General features: G+C 35.7%; 12 protein-coding genes and 1 other annotated feature. Of the genes, 4 read left to right on the top strand and 8 right to left on the bottom strand.

Annotated features, from left to right (window positions below; genetic code table 11):
* Window positions 1–8: 8 nt before the first annotated feature.
* Together QO263_RS04605 and QO263_RS04600 are read right to left on the bottom strand one after the other, a co-directional pair.
* Entirely contained in the window at window positions 9–845 is an 837-nt protein-coding gene (locus QO263_RS04605) for a CvfB family protein (RefSeq protein ID WP_285626932.1), read from the bottom strand.
* A gap of 161 nt (window positions 846–1,006) precedes the next feature.
* On the bottom strand, window positions 1,007–2,371 hold the full coding sequence (locus tag QO263_RS04600; RefSeq protein ID WP_285626930.1) for an MATE family efflux transporter: 1,365 nt from the start codon (window positions 2,369–2,371) through the stop codon (window positions 1,007–1,009).
* Between the two features lie 226 nt (window positions 2,372–2,597).
* Here QO263_RS04600 and namA point away from each other — a divergent pair, with 226 nt between their 5' ends.
* The 4 genes from namA to QO263_RS04580 all read left to right on the top strand — a co-directional run bounded on the left by namA (window position 2,598) and on the right by QO263_RS04580 (window position 7,553).
* Window positions 2,598–3,611, top strand: coding sequence for an NADPH dehydrogenase NamA (gene namA, locus QO263_RS04595; RefSeq protein ID WP_285626928.1), 1,014 nt, complete (start codon window positions 2,598–2,600; stop codon window positions 3,609–3,611).
* A 138-nt stretch (window positions 3,612–3,749) separates the two neighbouring features.
* The gene (locus QO263_RS04590; RefSeq protein ID WP_285626926.1) at window positions 3,750–5,228 is read left to right on the top strand and encodes a spore germination protein; all 1,479 of its coding nucleotides are present in this window, start codon (window positions 3,750–3,752) and stop codon (window positions 5,226–5,228) included.
* A gap of 5 nt (window positions 5,229–5,233) precedes the next feature.
* On the top strand, window positions 5,234–6,337 hold the full coding sequence (locus QO263_RS04585) for a GerAB/ArcD/ProY family transporter (RefSeq protein ID WP_285626924.1): 1,104 nt from the start codon (window positions 5,234–5,236) through the stop codon (window positions 6,335–6,337).
* A complete protein-coding gene (locus QO263_RS04580) occupies window positions 6,324–7,553 on the top strand; it encodes a Ger(x)C family spore germination protein (RefSeq protein ID WP_285626922.1) in 1,230 nt (409 codons plus the stop codon). The genes QO263_RS04585 and QO263_RS04580 overlap by 14 nt, the downstream gene beginning before the upstream one ends.
* 389 nt (window positions 7,554–7,942) lie before the next feature.
* Here QO263_RS04580 and QO263_RS04575 read toward each other — a convergent pair whose 3' ends face one another.
* The 6 genes from QO263_RS04575 to QO263_RS04550 form a co-directional block, all read right to left on the bottom strand.
* The gene (locus QO263_RS04575; protein WP_285626920.1) at window positions 7,943–8,713 is read right to left on the bottom strand and encodes an ABC transporter ATP-binding protein; all 771 of its coding nucleotides are present in this window, start codon (window positions 8,711–8,713) and stop codon (window positions 7,943–7,945) included.
* Window positions 8,691–9,641, bottom strand: a complete 951-nt coding sequence (locus QO263_RS04570; protein ID WP_285626918.1) for a branched-chain amino acid ABC transporter permease — start codon at window positions 9,639–9,641, stop codon at window positions 8,691–8,693. The genes QO263_RS04575 and QO263_RS04570 overlap by 23 nt, the downstream gene beginning before the upstream one ends.
* A gap of 12 nt (window positions 9,642–9,653) precedes the next feature.
* On the bottom strand, window positions 9,654–10,538 hold the full coding sequence (locus QO263_RS04565; protein WP_285626916.1) for a branched-chain amino acid ABC transporter permease: 885 nt from the start codon (window positions 10,536–10,538) through the stop codon (window positions 9,654–9,656).
* Window positions 10,539–10,632: 94 nt separating this feature from the next.
* Window positions 10,633–11,814, bottom strand: a complete 1,182-nt coding sequence (locus QO263_RS04560; RefSeq protein WP_285626914.1) for an ABC transporter substrate-binding protein — start codon at window positions 11,812–11,814, stop codon at window positions 10,633–10,635.
* Window positions 11,815–11,947: 133 nt separating this feature from the next.
* Window positions 11,948–12,178, bottom strand: a binding site (T-box leader).
* Window positions 12,179–12,542: 364 nt separating this feature from the next.
* Window positions 12,543–18,191, bottom strand: coding sequence for a S8 family serine peptidase (locus QO263_RS04555; RefSeq protein ID WP_285626912.1), 5,649 nt, complete (start codon window positions 18,189–18,191; stop codon window positions 12,543–12,545).
* A 123-nt stretch (window positions 18,192–18,314) separates the two neighbouring features.
* Window positions 18,315–24,164 carry a S8 family serine peptidase gene (locus tag QO263_RS04550; RefSeq protein ID WP_285626909.1) on the bottom strand — a complete coding sequence of 1,950 codons (5,850 nt, stop codon included), beginning with the start codon at window positions 24,162–24,164 and terminating at the stop codon, window positions 18,315–18,317.
* Window positions 24,165–24,344: the final 180 nt, after the last annotated feature.

The following is a 24,344-nucleotide window of genomic DNA, read 5'->3' as shown; positions in this document are numbered from 1 at the left end:
TGCACTGCTTATAATAATCTAACTCCATTTTTTATTATCTCAATCTTTCTTTCTTTTAATAATCTTCCAATGACTTTCTTATAAGCACCCTTGCTCATATTAAGCTGCTCCTTAATTTCCTCTGGAGAGCTATCGTCATTTAACATCAATACTCCACCGTTTTTAATCATCTTCGTTAGGACATGAATTATATCTTCATCTGTTTGTATCTGACCCTTTTCTCTTAGACTTAGCGCCAGTTTTCCATCATCTCTTACCTTAGTGACCCTAGCTTCTATTTTATCTCCAATTCTGTAAGTCCAATAAAGCTCGTGCTTAGGTATCATTGCATCATATTTATTATCTACTGCTACAAAAGCTCCCATGTCCTTATTTATTCTATAGATTATCCCATGGATTTTATCATCTACCTTATAAGGCGAATCACTGCTTAAAATTTTATTAACCTTCATAGTTGCACATAATCTATTGCTTTTATCTACATATAATCCAACTAGATATTCCCTTCCCTTTTCTGCTTTTCCTATTTGCTCTTTAAAGGGCAGCAGCAAATCTTTTTCTAAACCCCAATCCAAAAAAGCTCCTATCCTAGTAGTCTCTACTACCCTAAGCACTCCTACCTCACCAACTACCAGTTTAGGCATTTTTGTTGTTGCTATTAGTCTATCTTCAGAATCCTTATATATAAATACTTCTATTTCATCCCCTTTTTTAATGCCTTCTGGAACCTGTTTAATAGGTAACAATACATCAACCTCTGCTTTACGATCTTCTGTATTTAAGTATACACCAAAATCAGTTTCCCTTATAATCTGTAGTTTTTGAACCTTTCCTAATTCTATCATTAAATAATCCTCCTTGGAACTAAAGTATCAATCCTAATTATAATCTAATTTCAAAATAAACTCTACCTTTATTTTACACTTAAAATTATATACTATGTATATCCTTTTTATATGAACAAAAAGTCTGCCTATATTGGAGAAGACAATTTTTTACTTTACGTTTACACACTTTTAATAACTTTTCTTTGCCAGTACCCTCTTTTATAAACTGCAAGTCCATATAAGCATACTATTAAATTGCTAAAGCTCATAGAGAACCATATTCCTGTAGGACCTATATCAGTAAAGTGCTTGAATATCAATATCATAGGCAATCTAACAAGCCATAGTCGTCCGACCTCCATTGCCATTGAATATTTAGTATGCCCAGAGCCTTGGAATATCCCTTGAAATACACTAAACATACCCATAAGTGGCATTGAAACAGAAATATATCTAAGGTAACTAATTCCTTGAGAGATCACTTCTAAATCGTCTTTGGACTGCATGAAAAAGTCTACTATTTCTTTATCCAGCAATACTAATAAAATAAGCCCTGCTACAGAAAAGCTTATTGTAAATATTGAAGATTTCTTGAAGGCTTCTCTTACCCTATCTATTTGCTCCGAACCAAGATTCTGACCAACAATCGATGTTAAGGCTGCACCCACTCCCATAGCTGGCTGCATTATCAATGATGTTACTCTGTTAATCATACCAAAAGCAGCCATAGTAGCAGTACCATATGAAGCTATAAAGCTGTTAAGCACCATAAATCCTAGTGCTGATCCTGTTTGACCAATAGAAGAAGGAAATCCAACACTTATGATTCTTTTAATAATATCCTTGCTAAATCTAAATCCTTTGAATTTAGGCTTAATCATAGCGTGAGACTTCATTAATATGTATATTCCCACTATAGAAAGTAAAGCCTTTGAGATCAATGTTGCTATGGCAGCTCCTGCAATACCCATGTTAAAAGTAAATATAAATATGGGGTCTAATATTACGTTTAATACAGCACTAATTCCACTTAGTACAGTTGGTAGCATAGTATTTCCTTGTGCATTCATAATAGAATTAAAATTAAAAAACAGAAACATAAAAGGCATATCCAAAAAAGTAATTCTTAAATATATGTTACTGTAGTTCGCAAGATCTCCCGTTGCTCCCATTAGTTTTATTACATGCGGGCTGGCAACATATCCTATAGCAGTAAAACATAGCGAGAATATTAACGATAATACAATGATCTGACTGGAGTATTTGTTGGCCTCTTCATATTCAGCCGCCCCAATTAGCTGTGATAATAAAGAGGTCCCCGCTATAGATATTCCTATTCCTAAAGAAATAAACAGAAAATTCACTGGCCAAACAAAGGCCGTTACCGCAAAATAAACAGAGCCAAGCTTGCTGACCCAGATCCCATCTGCCAGATTATAAAGTGTTTGAATCAGATTGTTTATCATAATTGGTATAGATAAAGTAATAATTACCTTATAGATATCTCCATTAAGTATAAGGTTTCTTCTTTGCTTAGTATCCATTCATTGTCCCCCTATATAAATTATAAGAAACATACTATAATGATTATACCATTACCTAGTATTATTTGAATAGCATCCTTAAGCTATCATATTTTCTATAGTGAATCAATTTCTATAATAAATTATCTTTTGAGTGTTACAAATAAAAAAGATTTAAATAAAAATATTAAAAACTAGATAATAATTTCTATATAGTGGTATATATAAAAAAAGGAAGGTGATAATTTTGAAAACTTTTAACGAATATAGCCTAAGGGAGTTAAATCTGAAAAATCGCATAGTTATGCCTCCCATGTGCATGTACTCCTCAGATGATTCTGGACATGTAAAGGACTGGCATGTTACACATTATGTAACTAGGGCAATAGGTGGTGTTGGACTTATTATAGTTGAAGCTACTGCAGTGACTCCAAACGGCAGAATATCAAGCAAGGATTTAGGAATCTGGGACGACGATCAAGTACCTGGCTTAAAATCAATAGTAGATAGTTGTAAGGAGCATGGCACCAAAGTTGCAATACAGCTAGCTCATGCTGGTAGAAAATGTAGTGCAGACGGAGAAACTACAGTGGCACCTACATCCTATAAATTTAGCGAAACTTATAAAATTCCAAAGGAACTAACCAAAGAAGAAATAGAAGAAATTGTAAATAGCTTTAGAGATGCAGCAATAAGAGCCAACGATGCAGGCTTCGATGCAATTGAAATCCATGGTGCTCATGGTTATTTAATCCACGAATTTTTATCTCCACGCTCTAATATGAGGCAAGATGAATATGGAGGAAATGTAGAAAACAGAACTAGATTTCTACAAGAAATACTTTCTGCCGTTAAGGAGGTATGGCCTAATGAGAAACCCATACTACTTAGAATATCTGCTGATGATTATCTAGATAATGGACTTAATATTGATGAGATAGTTAAGATAATCAATATAATGAGAGACCATATTGATATGGTACATGTTAGCTCTGGTGGATTAGAAAATGTCAGTATCAAAACTTATCCAGGATATCAGGTAAGATATTCTGAGATTATTAGGGAAAAATGTAACATTCCAACAATCGCTGTAGGATTAATAAACGAATACGATCAAGTAGAGGAAATACTTTCTAATGACAGAGCTGATTTAGTAGCTCTTGGAAGAGGGCTTTTAAGAAACCCTTATTGGGTATTAAATAAAGCCTATGAAAAGGGTTATGATATAGAGTATCCAAAGCAATATGAAAGAGGATTTTGAAAGACTAGTGGAGCTAGTCTTTTTCTATTTTTAATGATTGTCTTCCTTCAAGGAAATCCTCAATATCTGGGATAATATTAAGTCTCTCTAAAGGTAATAATATATTTGTATATTATAAAGACAACGGGGTGAATTGATATGGAAAAGCTTACTGGAAGTTTGGCTCGAGATTTAGATGCTTTTAAGAAAATTTTTTTCTACCCTAAAAACAAGGATTTTATAATTCGCCCTGTCCACATAAAAGCTTTTGATGTGGAGGGAGTAATAATCTACATAAATGGCACGGCTTGTATAAACACCTTGACTAATGATATTATAAAGCCTCTAACAGAAGAAAGAATTATAGACAAAACAGGGGATATTACTGCTGATATTATTAAAAAAATAACTACAATGAAGAATGCCTCAAAAATATCTATTATTCAAGATGCTACTAAGGATATGGTGAAAGGCAATTCAATATTGCTTGTTGAAGGATGTCTAGAGGGAATTTCCATTGATACCTCCGAATTTGAGCATCGTCCCATTGACAAGCCAGAAATAGAAAATGTACTCAAAGGCCCAAAGGAATCATTTATAGAGTCAGCCTTAGTAAACCGCTCTCTTGTACGTAAACATTTAAAATATGAAAACCTAATAACTGAAACCATTGAAGTCGGTGAAAAGGGAAAAAGCGACATTTACATGATGTACGTTGAAGGAATTGTAGATCCAGACTTACTTGAAAATGTCAGAACTAGAATAGAAAATATCAGAACTGACTTTGTTTTATCTATTTCAATCCTTGAACAGTTTATCGAAGAAAGAAGCTATTCTTTAATTTCTACTGTTCTATATACTGAACGTCCTGATAGGGCAGCTGCTTTTTTAAATGAAGGTTATATCGTTTTAATTATGGACGGAGCCTCTGCATGTCTAGTTGTACCAGTAACCTTTTGGTCCTTTTTCCATACAGCAGAAGACCAATATCTACGGTGGAGCTATGGAAATTTTACTAGATTTGTCAGACTCATAGCTATATTTATTTCTATGCTTACTCCTAGCATGTATATTGCTTTGACTAATTACCATGTAGAAATGATTCCCAGCGATCTTGCAGTATCTATTGCAGCAGCTAGGACAATGATTCCCTTCCCAGTTATTGTAGAGGTGCTTTTTATGGAGATATCTTTTGAGCTGATAAGAGAGGCAGGAGTAAGAGCACCTGCTACACTAGGCAACACCATTGGAATCGTAGGAGCTTTAATACTTGGGCAAGCTGCTGTGGCTGCAAATATAGTCAGTCCTATTTTAGTGATTATAGTATCTATTACAGGATTATCTTCATTTGCAGTACCTGATATTAGTCTTAATTTTACAATACGAATTCTTAGATTCGCATTATTGATAGTAGGCGGATTTATGGGCTTCTTAGGAATTGCTCTATTGCTGACAGTTTTTCTTATTTACGGCATTAGCATTACTTCATTTGGAGTCCCTTATTTATCTCCTCTTGCACCACACTACCCTTCATCTGGTGATACTTATACTAGACCTCTTACTAAAAAGCAATGGCTAAGACCATTTAATATATCTACCCTTGACACTATAAGAAGAAAACCTAATGGAAAAGAGTGAACGTAATGATAAAAAAGTATGATGGAAAAATGGGCTTCCGTGAATTTTTTATAATAATATTTCTCAGTATAAGCCTAATGATAACTGATACAACTCCAACTTTGCTTATAAAAAATGGAATGAATGCTGCATGGATGATTCCTATTATTTCAGGGCTAATTACACTGCTTCCTATTTCATGCCTATTGTCATTATTAAAGCTTTATGGCGACAAAAACTTAATAGATATTATTTTTCATCTAACTGGTAAATATTTAGGATATATTATTGTTATACTACTTTTGCTAATAACATTTGAATATTCAGTCATCAGTACTAGAGAATATACAGACATTCTTAGTACAATGTTTTATTTAAATACTCCAATGTACTTTCTACTGCTCATATTAGTTGCAAGCAGCTCCTATATCGCTAGTAAGGGAATCAGCATAATAGGAAGCCTAGCCTGGTTCTTATGTCCCTTTGTAATGGGAAGCTTATTAATATTAATTCCAGTTGCATGGAAGGAAGCTAATTTTAATTATCTATTTCCACTAGGCGGACCTGGTATTGCTGTACTTTTGGAAAAGGGTGTTATAAATGCAACTATCTTAGATATTCTATTAATTTCGTCTGTTTTCTTCACAAAAATAAGATCCTACAGAGAGTATAAGTCTGCTATCTTATGGGGGCTAGGTGCTTCTAGCTTACTTGTATCCTTTTTCATGATTATTTATATAGGAGTCTTTGGATACCCTACATTAACTTCCATAATCTACCCACATCAACAGCTAACTCGCTTAGTTCATTTAGGACGTTATGCAACAAACACAGAAGCTGTATATCTATGGTTTTGGGTCATTGCTTCTACTATACGTTTCGGCGTATTCTACTATGCCAATGCTGCAATAATCGCCTCTATCATGAATATAAAAAAATCAAAACCACTATCTCTCATAATTGGAATAATGATTTTTATCATTGCAATGATTCCAGAAAACTACACAAAATATATTCTGGTTTTTAGGTCTGCAGCTATAAGCTATCTATGGACATATATTATTGGACTACCACTATTATTATGGATTATTGCTAAAGTGAGAGGAGAATTCAAAAATGAAAAGGCTTAAAATAATTCTATTAGTAATGCTCCTAGCTCTGCTCACTGGCTGCTGGGATAAGATAGAAATGGAGGAAATAGGGTATGTAGCAGTAATTGGAGTAGATAAAGCAGAGAATAATAAAATTAAAGTAACTTTTCAAATCACAAATCCTACAGGTGTTTCATTAGAAGGACAGCCCAATGAAAAGGAGGATGAAATAGTTACCATATTAGCAAATGATCTTGTTTCAGTAAAAGATTTGGCAAATATATCTATTTCAAGACATTTAACCTATAATCATGCAAGAGCCATAATAATTAGCGAAGAATTAGCTAAAACAGATAAACTCTTTTCCCTGATGGCAGCAACACAGAGAGACAGGGACATCAGACGAGAACTTAATATAATAATTTGCAAAGAGAATGCTGCCGACTTTATAAGAAACAATAATCCTCCGTTTACCAAACGAACAGCTAAATATTTTGAATTTATGACATCAAGATGGGAAGATGTAGGTTTTTCACCTCTATCAGATTTGCATAGATATCTTCAGCGCAGCACCGATGCCCACGATTTATTTTTAGCAACCTATGCTACAACAATACTAGAAAGTCCAAATACTTTGGCAGAAAATGTAGGAGATTACATTGCAGGTCAGGTCTACGATAAGGAAAAAAACCCAACCCAAATGATGGGTTCAGCTGTCATGAAAAATGGAAAAATGATTGGAATAATGACTGGTACTGAAACTAGACTGGCACTATTGATGAGATCTAAAAAAATAACAAATAACATTCACATTACTTTTCCTGATCCTCTAGATAAAAAGGAACAAATAACTGCTAAATTAATGAGGAAGAAAACTAAAATTGATGTCAATATAGATGAAGAATATCCTATTATTAACGTAACTGTACCAGTGAGGCTAAGCATATCTTCTATTCCAAGTCTTATTGATTATGTTGAAAATCAAGAAAATCAAAAAATTTTACAGGCCTCTATTGAAGAATATTTAGAAAATGAATCAATGAAGCTAATTGAAAGAACTCAAAAAGAATTTGGCGGGGATCCTTTTCTATGGTCAACATCTTCCAGAAAAAATTTTTGGCTTTATGAAGACTTTATAAAATATAATTGGATAGAGAAGTATCCCAAGGCTAAGGTCGATGTAAACTTTGAAGTAAGGATTGAAGATTTTGGTAAATCTTCTACACCTCCTAAAATTGGTGAAATTAATAAATAGGATGACTAACAAAGATAGAAAACTCCCAATCAATGTATAATCCATTTTTCATATATTTTCTTTATTATAAGCATTAGAAAAAACTGTAGTTTTCAAGCAGTCTGCTGACTTTTTTTCATGAGTAGCCTATCTATGGATCGGGGCTGGTGGAAAACCAGCCCAACAATCTGTCTGATATGACAAAATACATGTCAGCCTATCTGTTTTAGTCTCGGAGTAACAATTTTCGTATAGCCTGCCGTCAGACTGTGTAAAAATTCACATTGTATACGTTTTTGTCATTTTGAATGCAGTGAAGAATCTGTATTTGAAGCTATTAGAGACCCACTCGCTTCGCTCAGGGTGACAGTTTACACACAGCTTGCCGTCCCTTTGCGCTGCTTTGTATTTTAAGCTCCTCCTAAATAAGCCTTGATTACTCTCTCATTTTTCTGTATATCATCTGGTATGCCACCAGCAATCAAAGTACCATAATCAAATACAAATATTCGTTCGCATACTTCCATAACTAATGACATATCATGCTCGATTACTATGATAGTAAGGTCAAAGGTCTCCCTAATCCACTTGATTAACTCCTTAAGCTCCTTAGTCTCTGTTGGATTCATTCCTGCGGCAGGCTCATCTAATAGAAGAATTTTGGGTTTTGCTGCCAAAGCCCTTGCTATTTCAAGTCTTCTTTGCTCTCCATAGGAAAGATTTTTTGACAGCTCATCTTTTTTATCAGACAAATTAAATTTTTCTAGAAGCTGAAGTGCCTCATTAAAAACATTTTTTTCACTTTTATAATATGAAGGTAGTCTGAATAAAGCCGATGCTACACCATATTTTAGACCATGATGGAAACCAATGAGCACATTGTCTATCACCGACATGTTCTGAAATAACCTTATGTTTTGAAATGTTCTTGCTATGCCATAGTGTATTATTTTGTAAGGCTTTAATTCTTTTGTGGTAATCCTTTTATTTAAGTCATAGATAATCTCTCCAGTAGTTGGAGTATAAATTCCCGTCAACAAATTAAAGAAAGTTGTTTTTCCAGCTCCATTTGGACCAATCAATCCAATTATTTCTCCCTTTTCTACACTTAAGTCTACATCTGAAACTGCCTTAATTCCGCCAAAGGTTTTAGATAGATTATTTACTTTCAGCACTGGCATGAAGCTTAGCCTCCCTTCTGAACAATTTAAACTCTTGATTTCCCATAAGTCCAGTTGGTCTATAAACCATTATTGCAAAAAGAATTAGTGAATAAATTACCATCCTAAGCTCTGGAATACTCTGAAGAAATAGGGATATTATAGATAAGGCTACAGCTCCGACAATGGATCCCACAATACTTCCCATGCCTCCAAACACAACAATAACTAATATATCTATAGATTTCATAAATCCAAAAGAATCTGGCTTTATAAAATAGAAATAATTTGCATAAAGTGCACCTGCAGTTCCTGCAAAAAATGCCCCAATAGCAAAAGCCATTACCTTGTAATAAGTTGTATTTACTCCCATAGCCTCTGCTGCAATCTCATCTTCTCTAATAGCAATACAAGCTCTTCCATGAAAAGACTTTAAAAAGTTTTTTATTAATACAACTGTAGCTACAGTCATAATAAAAATCCATGTCCAACTTGTATACTGGGGAATATCATTTAACCCTACTGCTCCCCCAATATAGTCTGTATTTAATCCTATAATCCTAATAATTTCACCAAACCCAAGGGTTGCAATGGCAAGATAGTCACCCTTTAGCCTAAGAGTTGGGATGCCAATGAAAATACCTGCGAGCGCTGCTGCAAGCCCTGCGGCTAATAATCCAACAATAAAGGGCTGTCCCAGCTTCGCTGTGAATATTCCAGAGGTATATGCTCCAATTGACATAAAGGCTGCATGGCCAAGTGAGAACTGACCAGTAAAACCTGTAATAAGATTTAGGCTGACTGCAAGTATAATGTTGATTCCAATCAAGACAATATTCAATAATAAATATGAATCAATAATTCCTGTATTTATAAAAAGCTGGCCTAAAGCATAAGAAACAATGAGTAAAATAAAACTAATAATACTGGTTTTGGTTAATCTCTTCACCTTATTCACCTCCTATACTTTCTCTTTAATATTTTTGCCTAAAAGTCCATTAGGCCTTATTAAAAGAACGATAATCAATATTGTAAAAGCAACTGCATCTTTAAATATTGAACCTCCATAAGCACTCACAATAGTCTCTGTCATACCTAAAAACAGGCCACCAAATACAGCTCCAGGGATAATTCCTATTCCTCCTATAACAGCTGCAACAAAGGCCTTTAACCCAGGAACTACTCCCATTAAAGGGTTTATAGTATTATAATAAACTCCTACAAGAACACCCGCAGCCCCAGCCAATGCTGAGCCAATTGCAAATGTATAGGATATGATTCTGTTTACATTTATTCCCATTAACTTGGCTGTATCTTTATCTAATGCTACTGCTCTCATCGCCTTTCCAGTTTTAGTCTTATGAATAATATATTGTAGAATTATCATCAATACAATTGTAATCACAATTATATATACATTTTTCAAATCCATCACAACATTTCCACCAAAAAAAGTTATATTTTTATCTTCTAAAACACTTGGAAAAGTTCTCGTATCTGGCTTTACAAAATACACCATTACATATTCTAAAAATAAGGATACACTTATGGCAGTAATAAGAGCTGCTATTCTCGTGGAATTTCGTATAGGCTTATATGCAACCTTTTCTATTACCATTCCCAATATACTGCAAACTGCCATTGATATAAGCAAGGCAGGTAAGAATCCTAGGTGAAAAAAGGTAGTCAGTGCAAATCCAATGTATGCTCCTATCATATAAATATCACCGTGAGCGAAATTAATTAGATTTATGATCCCATATACCATGGTATAGCCAAGTGCTATTAATGCATATATGCTGCCTAGAGATACTCCATTTATCAACTGCTGAATTAATTGCTCCATATTTTCACTTCCCTTCTATTCGGTATAAAAATATTGGGCTGGCATGGAAACCAGCCCCTACTTGATTTACTCTGCTACATGAAATTTACAATTCCTAATCATTCTTTTGGGGATCCAGCTTCTTTAGAAATGTTGGTTCTCCATCCTTTATAGCTATAATAGTCACTGATTTTATCGGGTTGTGATTTTCATCAATTGAAAAAATCCCTGTAATACCTTTAAAGTCTTTAGTTGAAGCAAGTGCTTCCTTCAGCTTTTCAGAATCTGCTTCCCCAGCTCTATTTAACGAGTCTGCTAAAAAGTAACCTAGATCATATCCTAATGCATTAAAGGCATCTGGTTCTTTACCATACTTTGCTTTAAAGCTCTCTTTAAATTTAACTACCTCTGGAGAATCATCCATTGGTGAATAGTGACTTGAGTAATAGACTTCATCTAGAGTATCTTTTCCAGCTATGTCAGCAAGCTTCGGAGATTCATATCCATCACAGCCAAGTATGGGCACATTTAATCCTAGTTCTCTTGCTTGTCTTATAATTAGTCCCACTTCTTCATAATATCCTGGAACAAACAAAACCTCTGGATTTAAACCTTTTATCCTAGTTAAAACGGCCTTAAAATCTGTCTCCTTTGCTTGATATGCCTCCTCAACCTGAACTTTTCCTCCTAGTTTTGTAAGAGTTTCTCTAAAGTTCTTTGAAAGACCTTGAGCATAATCACTAGTAGTATCTGCAAGAATTGCAGCATTTTTTAATTTTAAATCATTATAAGCAAATTCTGCCATCATTACCCCTTGAAAGGAGTCGTTGAAGCAAGTCTTAAATACATACTCTTTTACTTTTCCATTACTGTCTATAGTTACATCGTCAGAAGTTGCAGAAGCTGAAATCAAAGGAACTTTATTTTGCATTGCTGCTGGGATTGCTGCCTTGGTACTTCCAGATGTATCTGAACCTAGTATAGCTATAACTTTTTCTCTAGTAGCAAGTTTTGTAGCAACGTTAGCTGATTCTGTAGCATCTGATTTGTTATCAAGCTTAACAGGTGTTAATTGCTTTCCAAGCACCCCACCATTTTGATTTATCTCTTCAATAGCTAATTCAATGCCTGAAGTAAGACCTTGCCCATATGTTGCTGCTCCACCTGAAAATGCATAGTTTAAACCTACCTTAATATCCTCCGAGTTATCCGCCTTATTAGCTGTTCCAGAAGAACATCCAGTAAAAAGGCTTAGTGCAAGAACTGATGAAAGTAATACTGATAATTTTTTATTCATATAAACCACCCCTATTATAATTTTTAATGTCTAAATTCCTTACTGATAATACCGTCTTCATCTTGATTCATATGAGACTCCTCCTCTGTGAAAAAAGTGTATAAAAAAGCCTCCACATGTATGTGTAAATACATGCAGAGGCTTTTGATGCGATACCACTCTACTTTATAATTATCTCACGATAACTAACTCAATAGGTTCCAAATAAACCCTAGCCATTTAACGGTGCCAGCCGCTATGGCCTACTAAGTTCAGCCATATAACTCCGAAGTGATGTTCCCCATGAAATCAATGCTAGTTTTCAGCTACCCCAGCTCTCTGTAATTGACTTTTTTCACAGTTCGTTCTTCATCATAGTTTTTATATATTATTTTATATCTCATATTGTCTTATTTATAATAATGAATAATATAACACGATACCAAAATGTTGTCAATACAATTTTTGCAATATTCTCAAATTAATATTTCAAATATTAAACTATTTAAAAGATTAGATGCTATATCTTTTATCAGCTATATATACACAATAGCATAATTTCTCTGTTTAAAAATCAATTGTCATATGTTTAACATGATATGCAAACATTTTCCTATATAGTTCTTGCAATTATGTTTTATTCCAGTTGCAGTTTTCTCTTAATTTCTAGTATTCATTTTTAATATGTTTATCATTTAAATATTTAAAAAGGTCTCCCGAATTCGGAAGACCTTTTTAAATCTATTATATTATTTTTCGTATATTGTCATATCACCTTTTATGTTAAAGTAGGTTATTCGTTGAGGCAATGATTCAATAGTTATAACTTCACCATTACCATCAACCAAAGTATCAGCACTAAGCTTAATATAGATTTGATTACCTGTGTCTAACCATTCAATCATCTTTATTTGTAATTCTGAATCACTATCTAAAGAATTCATATCAAAGGCTTCACCAGCAATTATTACTGTGTTTTGTGGAAGGTTTCTCATTTCTCCTATTACCGTAACTCTGCCTTCTGCTATTTCTGATAATCTAGCCCCATCTGCATCTATGAGCAATACTTCTACTTGTAAGTTTGTCGCTACTAAGCCTTCAGGTACTGTCCATGTTCCTCTATAGAATCCAGGCGATACCTCTGTCATTGGAATACCAAGTTTATTGTTTGACATTTCAAATGGGAGCAATAATCTAAAGTATCCTGAAAGTCCTCTCGGAGCATTGAAGCTTATTTCTAAAACATCTCCTGCTCTAAGGTTCCCATCTTCAGAAGGTAAAATATTAGTAATGTATGGTTCTTCTGGTTCTTCATCTAATACTATTGTCAATCTTCCAGCTGCTGTTCTAGTTACTTCAAATCCGGATTCACTTATATACACAACTTCAATTTGCACAGTATCTGCCGACATTTCTTCTGGTACTATCCAAACTCCTGTATATAATCCATTTTCCTCAGTCATTGGAATTCCAATTTCATTACTTGAAAATCCAAACGGAATCATTAGTCTAAAGTAGCCTTCTCCTCCTATTGGTGCATTGAAGCTAACAGTTAGAGTATCTCCCGCTCTAAGCTCTAGATCTTCTGATGGCTCTATATTTGTAATTTCTGGTGCCTCTAGCTCTACAATTACTGTTCTTGTTATAATTATTTCATTTCCTGCTCCATCAAGTGCTTTTACTATAATTACATTTTCGCCTGCATTTACCATTAGTCTTTCATGGAAGTTTCCTTCTTCGTCTACTGTGGCTTCTTTTTCATTTATCAATAGCTTTGCTAGTAATATATTATCTGATACAATTCCTATTACGTGTACTGCTTCCTTATTAATCTTAACATTATCTAAAGGCTCCTCTACTACTAGTACTGGTGCTACCTTGTCTTTATTAACTCTTACTGCTGCCGATGGTTCTGTTTGTACTCCATTTAGCTCAGATGTTACCATTATTGTATTCTCATCTAGTGGTAGATTTACTTCTGTAGCAAACCCTTTATTTATGCTGTCTGTCGATGCTGCTATTTCACCATTGACATATACATTAACCTTGCAATCTGCTCCTACTGTTCCTTCTACTATTATGCTATCTTGGTTTGTATATGTTAATTCCTTAAGGTTCGTTATCACTGGTGTTGATACTGAGTTTTCTATTATTGCTCTTATCATTAGAGCACCTTGAATATCCTCAGTACCTATTAGCTGGAATTCTCCATCTAGATTCATATAGGATCTGTCTCCAGATGCAGATTCATCTATACCTGTTCCTGGACATTCTGTTCCGGCCCTGTCCTGAATAGTGGAAATATAGAAGTCTCTATCTGTTGAGAATCCAAAGCTTGATAAATCTATTTCATTCCAAGCTCCCCTTTGAATATCCGTAAATATAGGTTCTCCAACCTTATATGGTGTGCCATTTTCATCTGTTCCATAGATTGTGAAACCTATTCTGTTTCCTCCTGGACTTGGCCATGAACTATCCCAGAAATAAATTTTGGCTTTTGTTACCTTACCAAATTGTTCTGGTGTAAATCTCACCGCTAATCCATTAGGTGCGTTATTTAATACTAATGCATTTTCAGCAGTTCCATCATCGTATATTATCTCGTCCTCATAGCCTACAAATCTCTTTAATCCTAAATCAACTTCTGTTGTTGCATCAGGATTTACTGTTACGGAAAATTCTCCAGGTTCAAATCCATCTGCTACAACTTTTAGTGTATAGTCTCCCACAAGAATATCACGAATTTCAAAGTATCCATTTTCGTCGGCAACAACTGGTGCTACCTTTGGATCTTCCACTACTCTGATAATTGCATTAGCTGCAGGATCACCATAGTATCTATCCTTTACTCTGCCAACTATGCTTCCACGTGGTTTAGCTTGTAGCATGAAGGATTGTGTCGTGGTTTTATTTTCAAGAACAGTTATGCTAGCATCTACTTGATAATATCCATAAGCTTCTGCCACTAAAGTATATTTTCCTGTAGGAACTCTCATATTATATTTTCCTGTAACAGGATCAACTTTAACGCTTCTTCCTGTTTCAAGGATTGTTACTACAGCATCATTTACTGGAATACCACCTAATACCATTGGAATATTTTGAACTTCTTTGTCCTCTACAATTTCATAATTATTTACTCTAGTTCTCTTTAGACTGTATTTTGGTTCTGTTGGATCTATATAATCCGCTTTCTTAGTTTCTGGTTCTTCTTCTGTTGGTGGTTCTGTTGGTGGATTTTCTTGTGGTGCATCTAGGCCTATAATATATACATCATCTATATACCAGCCAGCATATACGCCTGATCCATCTGAGTGGAAGAAAAATCTTAATATAATATTCTGGCCATTATAAGCAGCTAAAGAAATTTCCTCACTAGCCCATGCTTGAACTCTCTTACCATATTTCCCATTGTTTACAGGGGTTAGGTTAGTCCAAGTAGCTCCATCATCATTAGAAATCTGTATTTGGCCATAATCATATAGGGTTGTTGTACCTTCCATATCAACCCAGTGTGAAAACGATAATACAGCATTCTTATCAGTAGGAAGGGCTATAGTTTGACTCTGAATGTATGCATCTGTACTATTTTCATAGCTACCTGCAAGGTTTGTCGCCCATAGCTTTTCTCCTGAAGTTGCTCCATTAGGTCCTGATGTTGGGATGCCCCATTGCCATGGATTCTTAGTTCCCACTGTAATTCCTGAAATAAATCCTCCATCATTTTCCTCAAAGTCTGCAGCAAATATTATTGTTGTTTCTGCAACTGAACTAAATACTTCATTACTAAATTCACTTATATTTCCTGAAAAGTCCACTGCTGCAACCTTATAATAATATGTCGTCCCAGCTTCTGCTGTAGTATCTGTAAAGCTATTAGACGTAGGTTGTGCAATGAGTTCAAAGCTTTCACCTGATACTAGTGAACGATATACTACATAATTTGCTAAATCTCCATCAGTTACAGCTGTCCAGTTTAGCTTGATTCCTGTTAATGAAGCTTCAGCAGTTAAGTTTGCAGGCGCTAAAGGAGCTTCATTATCCACCCCAATTAGCCTTACATTATCAATATACCAGCCTGTTTTATTAACAGATCCGTCAGAAGTAAAGCGATATGCTACAAACACTGGATTAGGTGAACCTATATAGTCTCCAAGATTAAGAACTACTTCCTTCCAATTCTTAGCCTCTCCTGTACGAATAGGACCTACTTGTGTCCAAGTTTCACCAAAGTTATCAGTTACTAAAACATAGCCTTTGTCATAATTGTTTTCTATTTCGTACCATTCATAGAATCTTAAAGTTGCAGAACCTAAAGTTGCATCTCTTAAGTCTAGTGGAGGAGTTATCATCCAATCATCTGAGTTGCTTGGATATGTTCCACCTAATATAGTTCCTGCTAAATTCGAGCCTTCTACTGGCAAAGGATCGTTTCCTGACGATGCTCCCCATTGCCATGCTTCATCCATTATCCAGCCTATTGGAGCACTTTCAAAGCCTTGAGTATATTCTCCTGGTACTATACCAAAGCTAATATTTATCTTATAGTCTGGTGTAATTACTACATCTCCTACATAATCTCTTGCCTTTATTTTATATATAATGCTATCTCCGCCTAGCATGTCATAGGTTATTGTACCTTTATATACTCCATCTTTATGGTCTCCTGATATTCTGTTCATTGGAGCTAGCATCCAGTAAGATTTACCTGTTTGTTTAACTAGTAGTTCTACTTCTGTTACAGAAACATCATCTGATACTTCTGCTACTATATCTATATCTGAACCTACAAATGCTTCAAATACTTCTTGTTCGTGAGCTATTGTTGCTTCGCTTATGTCTTCTCCTTCTTTTAATACTCTGCCACTAATATATCCTGTTCCTGTTGCTACTTGTGATACTGCTTCAAATGCATTGACCATGCCGTAACCATATCCAAAGTTTGGTGCTTCTGGATATGTTGAATCTGTTAGTGGGTCTGCTGTGTTTTCTATTATTTCTTCTATGTCTTCTATTGATAGTGATGCATTTGCTGATACTAATAATGCTACTGTTCCGCTTATATGTGGTGCTGACATGGAGGTTCCTGAATAGCCTGCTGTGTATCCTCCTGGTATTGATGAGTAAATACTTACTCCAGGTGCTGATATATCTGGTTTTATAACTGATGGGTCATATGGTGATGGACCAAGCTTTGAGAAGCTTGCTCTTGCATCATACCTGTCTACTGCTGCTACTGCGAAGGATTCTATATAGTTTGCTGGACATGAAATAGATCCTGGCCATGGAAGTGGCTCTCCTGATCTTTGGTTTCCTGCTGAGAATACTGGTAATATTTCTGCTGCTCTCCATGCTCTTACAGCTTCCAAATACCAATCATCTATTCCTGCTCCTCCACCCCAAGAGTTGTTTACAACGTCTGGAGCTGCGGTTGGGTCTCCGCCTGGATGTAGCATCCATTCTGCTGCTGATAGAAGTATTGCATCTGTTGTGGAGCCTGCTGTGTTAAATACTCTTGCTGTTATCCATTTTGCTCCTGGTGCAACGCCTATTGGGTTGTTTCCATCTGGCTCTACTCCTACCATTGTTCCCATTACGTGGGTTCCGTGACTATCTGAATCTGCTGGTAATGTAGCATTGTATACTGGGTCAAACCAGCTCTTTGATGGGTCTGTAGCTCCTGTACTTGGGTCATAGCCTCTCCAATGGTTTTTAAGTGCTGGATGAGTCCAATCTACTCCTGAGTCTAAGGAACCTACTACTGCACCTGTGCCATCATAGCCTAAACTCCACGCCTGATCTGCTCCAACTCTTGTTATATTCCATTGAGGTTCTGTTCCTGATAGCTCAATATCCTTATCTTCTATTACAGGGAAATCCATTGTATGGATTTTATTTTTATATATCTTTTCTACTTCACTCATATAGGAAATGTTTTCAATTGTTTCTTTAGTAGCTTTTACGTAAATCATATTAACTATATGATAAGGTGTATATTCTTCTACACTTCCTTTTTCCATTTCCTGCTCTAAATAGGTTAACAGATTAGCCTGAGTCAATTCAGCCTTATCTCTTAACGCTTCTACAATGCCTTTTCTAACTTCAAGTTTTTGGCTATATGGAGTCATATATGATGATACTGCATTTCTAGTAGCTCTTGCTACCATCTGTGTATCAACCTGATCTTTCATATATACCAAAACTTCAATTAAATCTTCTTTTGCTAGGTCATTCATTACTTCTGGTGTAATTTTATTTGATGCCTCTTTAAGTAAATCCAATTTTGCTAAACTAAGTATGTCATTTTCTGCGTAACTAAGAGATGCAAAGGACCCTAACATCATAACTAAAGCTATTAGTAGGGATAAACCTTTCCTAGTCTTTTTACTTCTTGGCATTTAATAACTACCTCCTTACAAAGCATACTTTTTCTTTTTTGCTGGTATATCGAATTTTTCGATATGGTTTTACCTAGAAAGTTATCCCTAGGTTTTAGAGATAACTTTCTAGGCCTATTTGTCTTACTGCTCGTAGAATGTTATGCTGCCATTTACATCAAAGTAAGTTACCCTCTGAGGTAGCAGTCTAATATTAATAATTTCACCGTTACCATCAACTAAAGTATCCTCACTAAGCTTAAAGTAAATTTGATTGCCTGTATCTAACCATTCAATCATTTTTGCTTGTGCTTCTGGATTATTGTCTAGGTAATCCATATTAAAGGCTTCATTATCAACTATTACTGTATTCATCGCAAGATTTTCCATATCCCCTATTAGTGTCAGCCTTCCTTCTGCTATTCTAGTTATTGTAAATCCTGATTCACTTATATACACTACTTGAACCTGTAAGCCAGTTCCAACATATCCCTCAGGCACTGCCCAAGTTCCTGTATATAATCCGTCTTCTTCAGTCATTGGAATTCCAATTTCATTACTTGAAAGTCCAAATGGAAGTAATATCCTGAAGTAGCCTTCTCCTCCTGTTGGTGCATTAAAGCTAACAGTCAGAGTATCCCCTGCTCTAAGCTCTAAATCTTCTGATGGTTCTATGTTTGTGATTTCTGGTGCTTCTAGTTCTACAGTTACTGTTCTTGCTATAATTGTTTCGTTTCCTGCTCTATCAAGTGCTTTTACTGTAATTACATTTTCGCCTGCGTTTAACATCAATCTTTCATGGAAGTTTCCTTTCTCATCTACTGTTACTTCCTTATCATTAACTAATACCTTAATAAGCTCAATATTATCACTAGCACTACCTGTTACATGAACTACTTCTGCATTTATCTTGATATTATCCGCTGGACTATCTACTACTAAATCTGGTAACACTTTATCTTTTATTACCCTTACAGTTGGAGATGGTTCTGTTTCACGTCCTTCAAGTTCAGAAGTTACCATTATTGTATTTTCATCTAGTGGTAATTCTACTTCTACTGCGAACCCTTTATTTTCACTGTTTGTAGAAGCAACCATTTCACCGTTAACATACGCATTGACCTTACAATCTGCTCCTACTGTTCCTTCTACTATTATGGAATCTTGATTTGTATATGTTAATTCTCCAATATTTGTTATTAATGGAGTAGATACGGAATTTTCAACTGTAGCTCTTATCATAAGCCCACCACCTATGTCTTCGGAGCCTATCAATTGGAACTCTCCATCTAGATTCATATAGGATCTGTCCCCAGATGCGGATTCATCTATACCTGTTCCTGGACATTCTGTCCCAGGTTTGTCTTGGATAGTTGAAATATAGAAGTCCCTATCCGTTGAAAATCCAAAGCTTGATAGATCTATTTCATTCCAGGCTCCCCTTTGAATATCCGTAAATATAGGTTCTCCAACCTTATATGGTGTACCATTTTCATCTGTTCCATAGATTGTGAAACCTATTCTGTTTCCTCCTGGACTTGGCCATGAGCTATCCCAGAAATAAATTTTGGCTTTTGTTACCTTGCCAAATTGTTCTGGTGTAAACCTCACCGCTAATCCATTAGGTGCATTATTTAATACTAATGCATTCTCAGCAGTTCCATCATCATAGATTATTTCCTCTTCATAACCTACGAATCTCCTTAAACCTAATTCAACTTCCGTTGTTTCGCCAGCGTTTATAGCAATACTTTCAAACTCCCCTGGTTCAAATCCTTCTGCTATAACCTTTAATGTATATACACCTACAAGGATTTCAGGAATTTCAAAATATCCATTTTCGTCGGCAACAACTGGTGCTACCTTTGGATCTTCCACTACTCTGATAATTGCATTAGCTGCAGGATTACCATAGTATCTATCCTTTACTCTACCAACTATGCTTCCACGTGGTTTAGCTTCTAGCATGAACGAATATTTAGTAGTTTCATTTTCTGATACTGCAATTTCAGCTTCTTTTGGATAATATCCATAAGCTTCTGCCATTAAAGTATAATTTCCTGTAGGAACTCTCATGCTATATTTTCCTGTAATAGGATCAACCTTAACACTTCTTCCTGTTTCAAGAATTGTTACTACAGCATCAGCTACTGGAATACCGCCCATTATCATAGGTGTATTTTGCACTTCACTATCCTGCACTGTTTTATAGTTGCCTATTTCAGCTCTCTTTAGACTGAATTTTGGAGCTTCTGGCTCTCTATAGTCTTGTTTCTTAACTTCAGTTACATTAGACCATTGACTCACCATGTCTTTAGCATTAACAGCCATCTTCTCTACTGACTTAACTTTATTTCCAACAGGAACTTCATCAGTTTCATAATCTACAAGAGCTCTTATCATAAGCCCACCTTCTATGTCTTCAGAGCCTATTAATTGGAACACTCCATCTAGATTCATGTAGGATCTGTCTCCAGATGCAGATTCATCTATGCCTGTTCCTGGACATTGTGTTCCAATGTTGTCCTGAATAGTGGAAATATAGAAGTCTCTATCTGTTGAGAATTCAAAGCTTGATAGATCTATTTCATTCCAAGCTCCCCTTTGAATATCCATAAATATAGGTTCTCCAACCTCATATGGTGTACCATTTTCATCTGTTCCATAGATTGCAAAGCCTATTCTGTTTCCTCCTGGACTTGGCCATGTAGTATCCCAGAAGTATATTTTAGCACCTAATACTGTGCCAGTTTCTTCTGGTGTAAATCTTACTGCTAATCCATTAGGAGCTTCATTCAATACTAATGCATTTTCTGCACTTCCATCATCATATCTTATTTCATCATAAGGAGGTTCCACATAATCTATTCCAACGATGTTTACATCATCAACATACCAGCCTTGATAAGCAACTGAGCCATCAGAATGGAAGAAAAATCTGACCTTTATTGTTTCTCCACGATAATCGTCTAGTGGTATCTCTTCGTAGCGCCAAGTTTGTAAACGAGTACCGTATTTTCCTGATGGGGTTACATTAGTCCAAGTAGCTCCATTATCCTTTGATACTTGTACTTGACCATAGTCCCATAGAGTTGTTGATCCTTCAAAGTCATACCAGTGGTTAAACGTTAAAATAGGAGTTTTATCCTCTGGAATAACTATGTCTGGACTTTCTATATAAGAATCGCTGTTGACTGGGTAGTTTCCTGCAAGATTTGTTGCCCATAATTTTTCTCCTGAGGCAGCTCCATTAGGGCCTGATGTTGGAACTCCCCAATCCCATGCATTATTAGTTCCACCTGATACGAAGCCTCCATTGTCAGCTTCAAAATCAGTATTAAATATTGCTGTAACTTCTGCTGCAGTAGCTGAAACTTCACTAGTTTGAGAACTTACATTTCCTGAGAAGTCTACTGCATCTATTACATAGTAATAGGTTGTATTAGCCATTATATCTGTATCTAGGAAGTTATTATTAGGAACTTCACCTATCAATTCATATCCTCCACCAGATACTACTGAACGATATACACGATATACATCTACATCGGCATCAACTGAAGGTGTCCAGGATAGTTTTATTCCTGACATTCCAGCTACTGCAGTTAGATTAGTAGGCATAGCTGGTGCTTCATTGTCCTTACCCATTAGTCTTACATTATCAATATACCAGCCTGTTTGTTGTCCTGAACTGTCGGTTGTAAAACGATATGCTATAAATACTGGATCAGGTGAACCTATAAAACTGTCAAGTCCTACAAACAATTCCTTCCATTGTGCTCCGCCACCAGTATATATTGGGCCAACTTGATGCCAACTTTCACCGTAATCATTGGTCACCAAAACATAGCAATTATCATAATTTGTTTCAGTTTGATACCAATGATGAAATCTTAGTGATGCTGTATCAAGATTTTCATCTCTTAAATCTATAGGAGGAGTTATCATCCAACTGTCTCCGCCATTACTGTAATTTCCACCTAGTATAGTTCCTGCTAGGCCTTCTCCTCCAAATGGCACAGGGTCTACGCCGCTTGCTTTACCCCATTGCCAGTCTCCATCAAACATCCAGCCAACAGCATTACTTTCAAAGCCTTGAGTGTATTCTCCTGGTACTATACCAAAGCTAATATTTATCTTATAGTCTGGTGTAATTACTACATCTCCTACATAATCTCTTGCCCTTATTTTATATATAATGCTATCTCCGCCTAGCATGTCATAGGTTATTGTACCTTTATATACTCCATCTTTATGGTCTCCTGATATTCTGTTCATTGGAGCTAGCATCCAATAAGATTTACCTGTTTGTTTAACTAGTAGTTCTACTTCTGTTACAGAAACATCATCTGATACTTCTGCTACTATATCTATATCTGAACCTACAAATGCTTCAAATACTTCTTGTTCGTGAGCTATTGTTGCTTCGCTTATGTCTTCTCCTTCTTTTAATACTCTGCCACTAATATATCCTGTTCCTGTTGCTACTTGTGATACTGCTTCAAATGCATTGACCATGCCGTAACCATATCCAAAGTTTGGTGCTTCTGGATATGTTGAATCTGTTAGTGGGTCTGCTGTGTTTTCTATTATTTCTTCTATGTCTTCTATTGATAGTGATGCATTTGCTGATACTAATAATGCTACTGTTCCGCTTATATGTGGTGCTGACATGGAGGTTCCTGAATAGCCTGCTGTGTATCCTCCTGGTATTGATGAGTAAATACTTACTCCAGGTGCTGATATATCTGGTTTTATAACTGATGGGTCATATGGTGATGGACCAAGCTTTGAGAAGCTTGCTCTTGCATCATATCTGTCTACTGCTGCTACTGCGAAGGATTCTATATAGTTTGCTGGACATGAAATAGATCCTGGCCATGGAAGTGGCTCTCCTGATCTTTGGTTTCCTGCTGAGAATACTGGTAATATTTCTGCTGCTCTCCATGCTCTTACAGCTTCCAAATACCAATCATCTATTCCTGCTCCTCCACCCCAAGAGTTGTTTACAACGTCTGGAGCTGCGGTTGGGTCTCCGCCTGGATGTAGCATCCATTCTGCTGCTGATAGAAGTATTGCATCTGTTGTGGAGCCTGCTGTGTTAAATACTCTTGCTGTTATCCATTTTGCCCCTGGTGCAACGCCTATTGGGTTGTTTCCATCTGGCTCTACTCCTACCATTGTTCCCATTACGTGGGTTCCGTGACTATCTGAATCTGCTGGTAATGTAGCATTGTATACTGGGTCAAACCAGCTCTTTGATGGGTCTGTAGCTCCTGTACTTGGGTCATAGCCTCTCCAATGGTTTTTAAGTGCTGGATGAGTCCAATCTACTCCTGAGTCTAAGGAACCTACTACTGCACCTGTGCCATCATAGCCTAAACTCCACGCCTGATCTGCTCCAACTCTTGTTATATTCCATTGAGGTTCTGTTCCTGATAGCTCAATATCCTTATCTTCTATTACAGGGAAATCCATTGTATGGATTTTATTTTTATATATCTTTTCTACTTCACTCATATAGGAAATGTTTTCAATTGTTTCTTTAGTAGCTTTTACGTAAATCATATTAACTATATGATAAGGTGTATATTCTTCTACATTTCCTTTTTCCATTTCCTGCTCTAAATAGGTTAACAGATTAGCCTGAGTCAATTCAGCCTTATCTCTTAACGCTTCTACAATGCCTTTTCTAACTTCAAGTTTTTGGCTATATGGAGTCATATATGATGATACTGCATTTCTAGTAGCTCTTGCTACCATCTGTGTATCAACCTGATCTTTCATATATACCAAAACTTCAATTAAATCTTCTTTTGCTAGGTCATTCATTACTTCTGGTGTAATTTTATTTGATGCCTCTTTAAGTAAATCCAATTTTGCTAAACTAAGTATGTCATTTTCTGCGTAACTAAGAGATGCAAAGGACCCTAACATCATAACTAAAGCTATTAGTAGGGATAAACCTTTCCTAGTCTTTTTACTTCTTGGCATTTAATAACTACCTCCTTATGTTTTTTACAAAATAAATTTACTTTTCACCTCCTGTAGTTTTTTGCGAATAATCGCTTAATTTTTTCACCTCCTTTTTTAATTTTTCAAAAATAAATAAAAGTAATTTACCCTAAATATTGTGACTAATTTACTATTTGTCCACTAAGTGACACCATTGAA

The organism is Proteiniborus sp. MB09-C3, assembly GCF_030263895.1.
In the GTDB taxonomy this organism is placed as follows: domain Bacteria; phylum Bacillota; class Clostridia; order Tissierellales; family Proteiniboraceae; genus Proteiniborus.
This window is presented reverse-complemented; position numbering and strand designations above follow the sequence as displayed.

Coding starts and splice junctions, on each gene's coding strand:
- QO263_RS04605 (WP_285626932.1), bottom strand. CDS start 845: ATGATAGAATTAGGAAAGGTTCAAAAACTACAGATTATAAGGGAAACT.
- QO263_RS04600 (WP_285626930.1), bottom strand. CDS start 2,371: ATGGATACTAAGCAAAGAAGAAACCTTATACTTAATGGAGATATCTAT.
- QO263_RS04590 (WP_285626926.1), top strand. CDS start 3,750: ATGGAAAAGCTTACTGGAAGTTTGGCTCGAGATTTAGATGCTTTTAAG.
- QO263_RS04585 (WP_285626924.1), top strand. CDS start 5,234: ATGATAAAAAAGTATGATGGAAAAATGGGCTTCCGTGAATTTTTTATA.
- QO263_RS04580 (WP_285626922.1), top strand. CDS start 6,324: ATGAAAAGGCTTAAAATAATTCTATTAGTAATGCTCCTAGCTCTGCTC.
- QO263_RS04575 (WP_285626920.1), bottom strand. CDS start 8,713: ATGCCAGTGCTGAAAGTAAATAATCTATCTAAAACCTTTGGCGGAATT.
- QO263_RS04565 (WP_285626916.1), bottom strand. CDS start 10,538: ATGGAGCAATTAATTCAGCAGTTGATAAATGGAGTATCTCTAGGCAGC.
- QO263_RS04560 (WP_285626914.1), bottom strand. CDS start 11,814: ATGAATAAAAAATTATCAGTATTACTTTCATCAGTTCTTGCACTAAGC.
- QO263_RS04555 (WP_285626912.1), bottom strand. CDS start 18,191: ATGCCAAGAAGTAAAAAGACTAGGAAAGGTTTATCCCTACTAATAGCT.
- QO263_RS04550 (WP_285626909.1), bottom strand. CDS start 24,164: ATGCCAAGAAGTAAAAAGACTAGGAAAGGTTTATCCCTACTAATAGCT.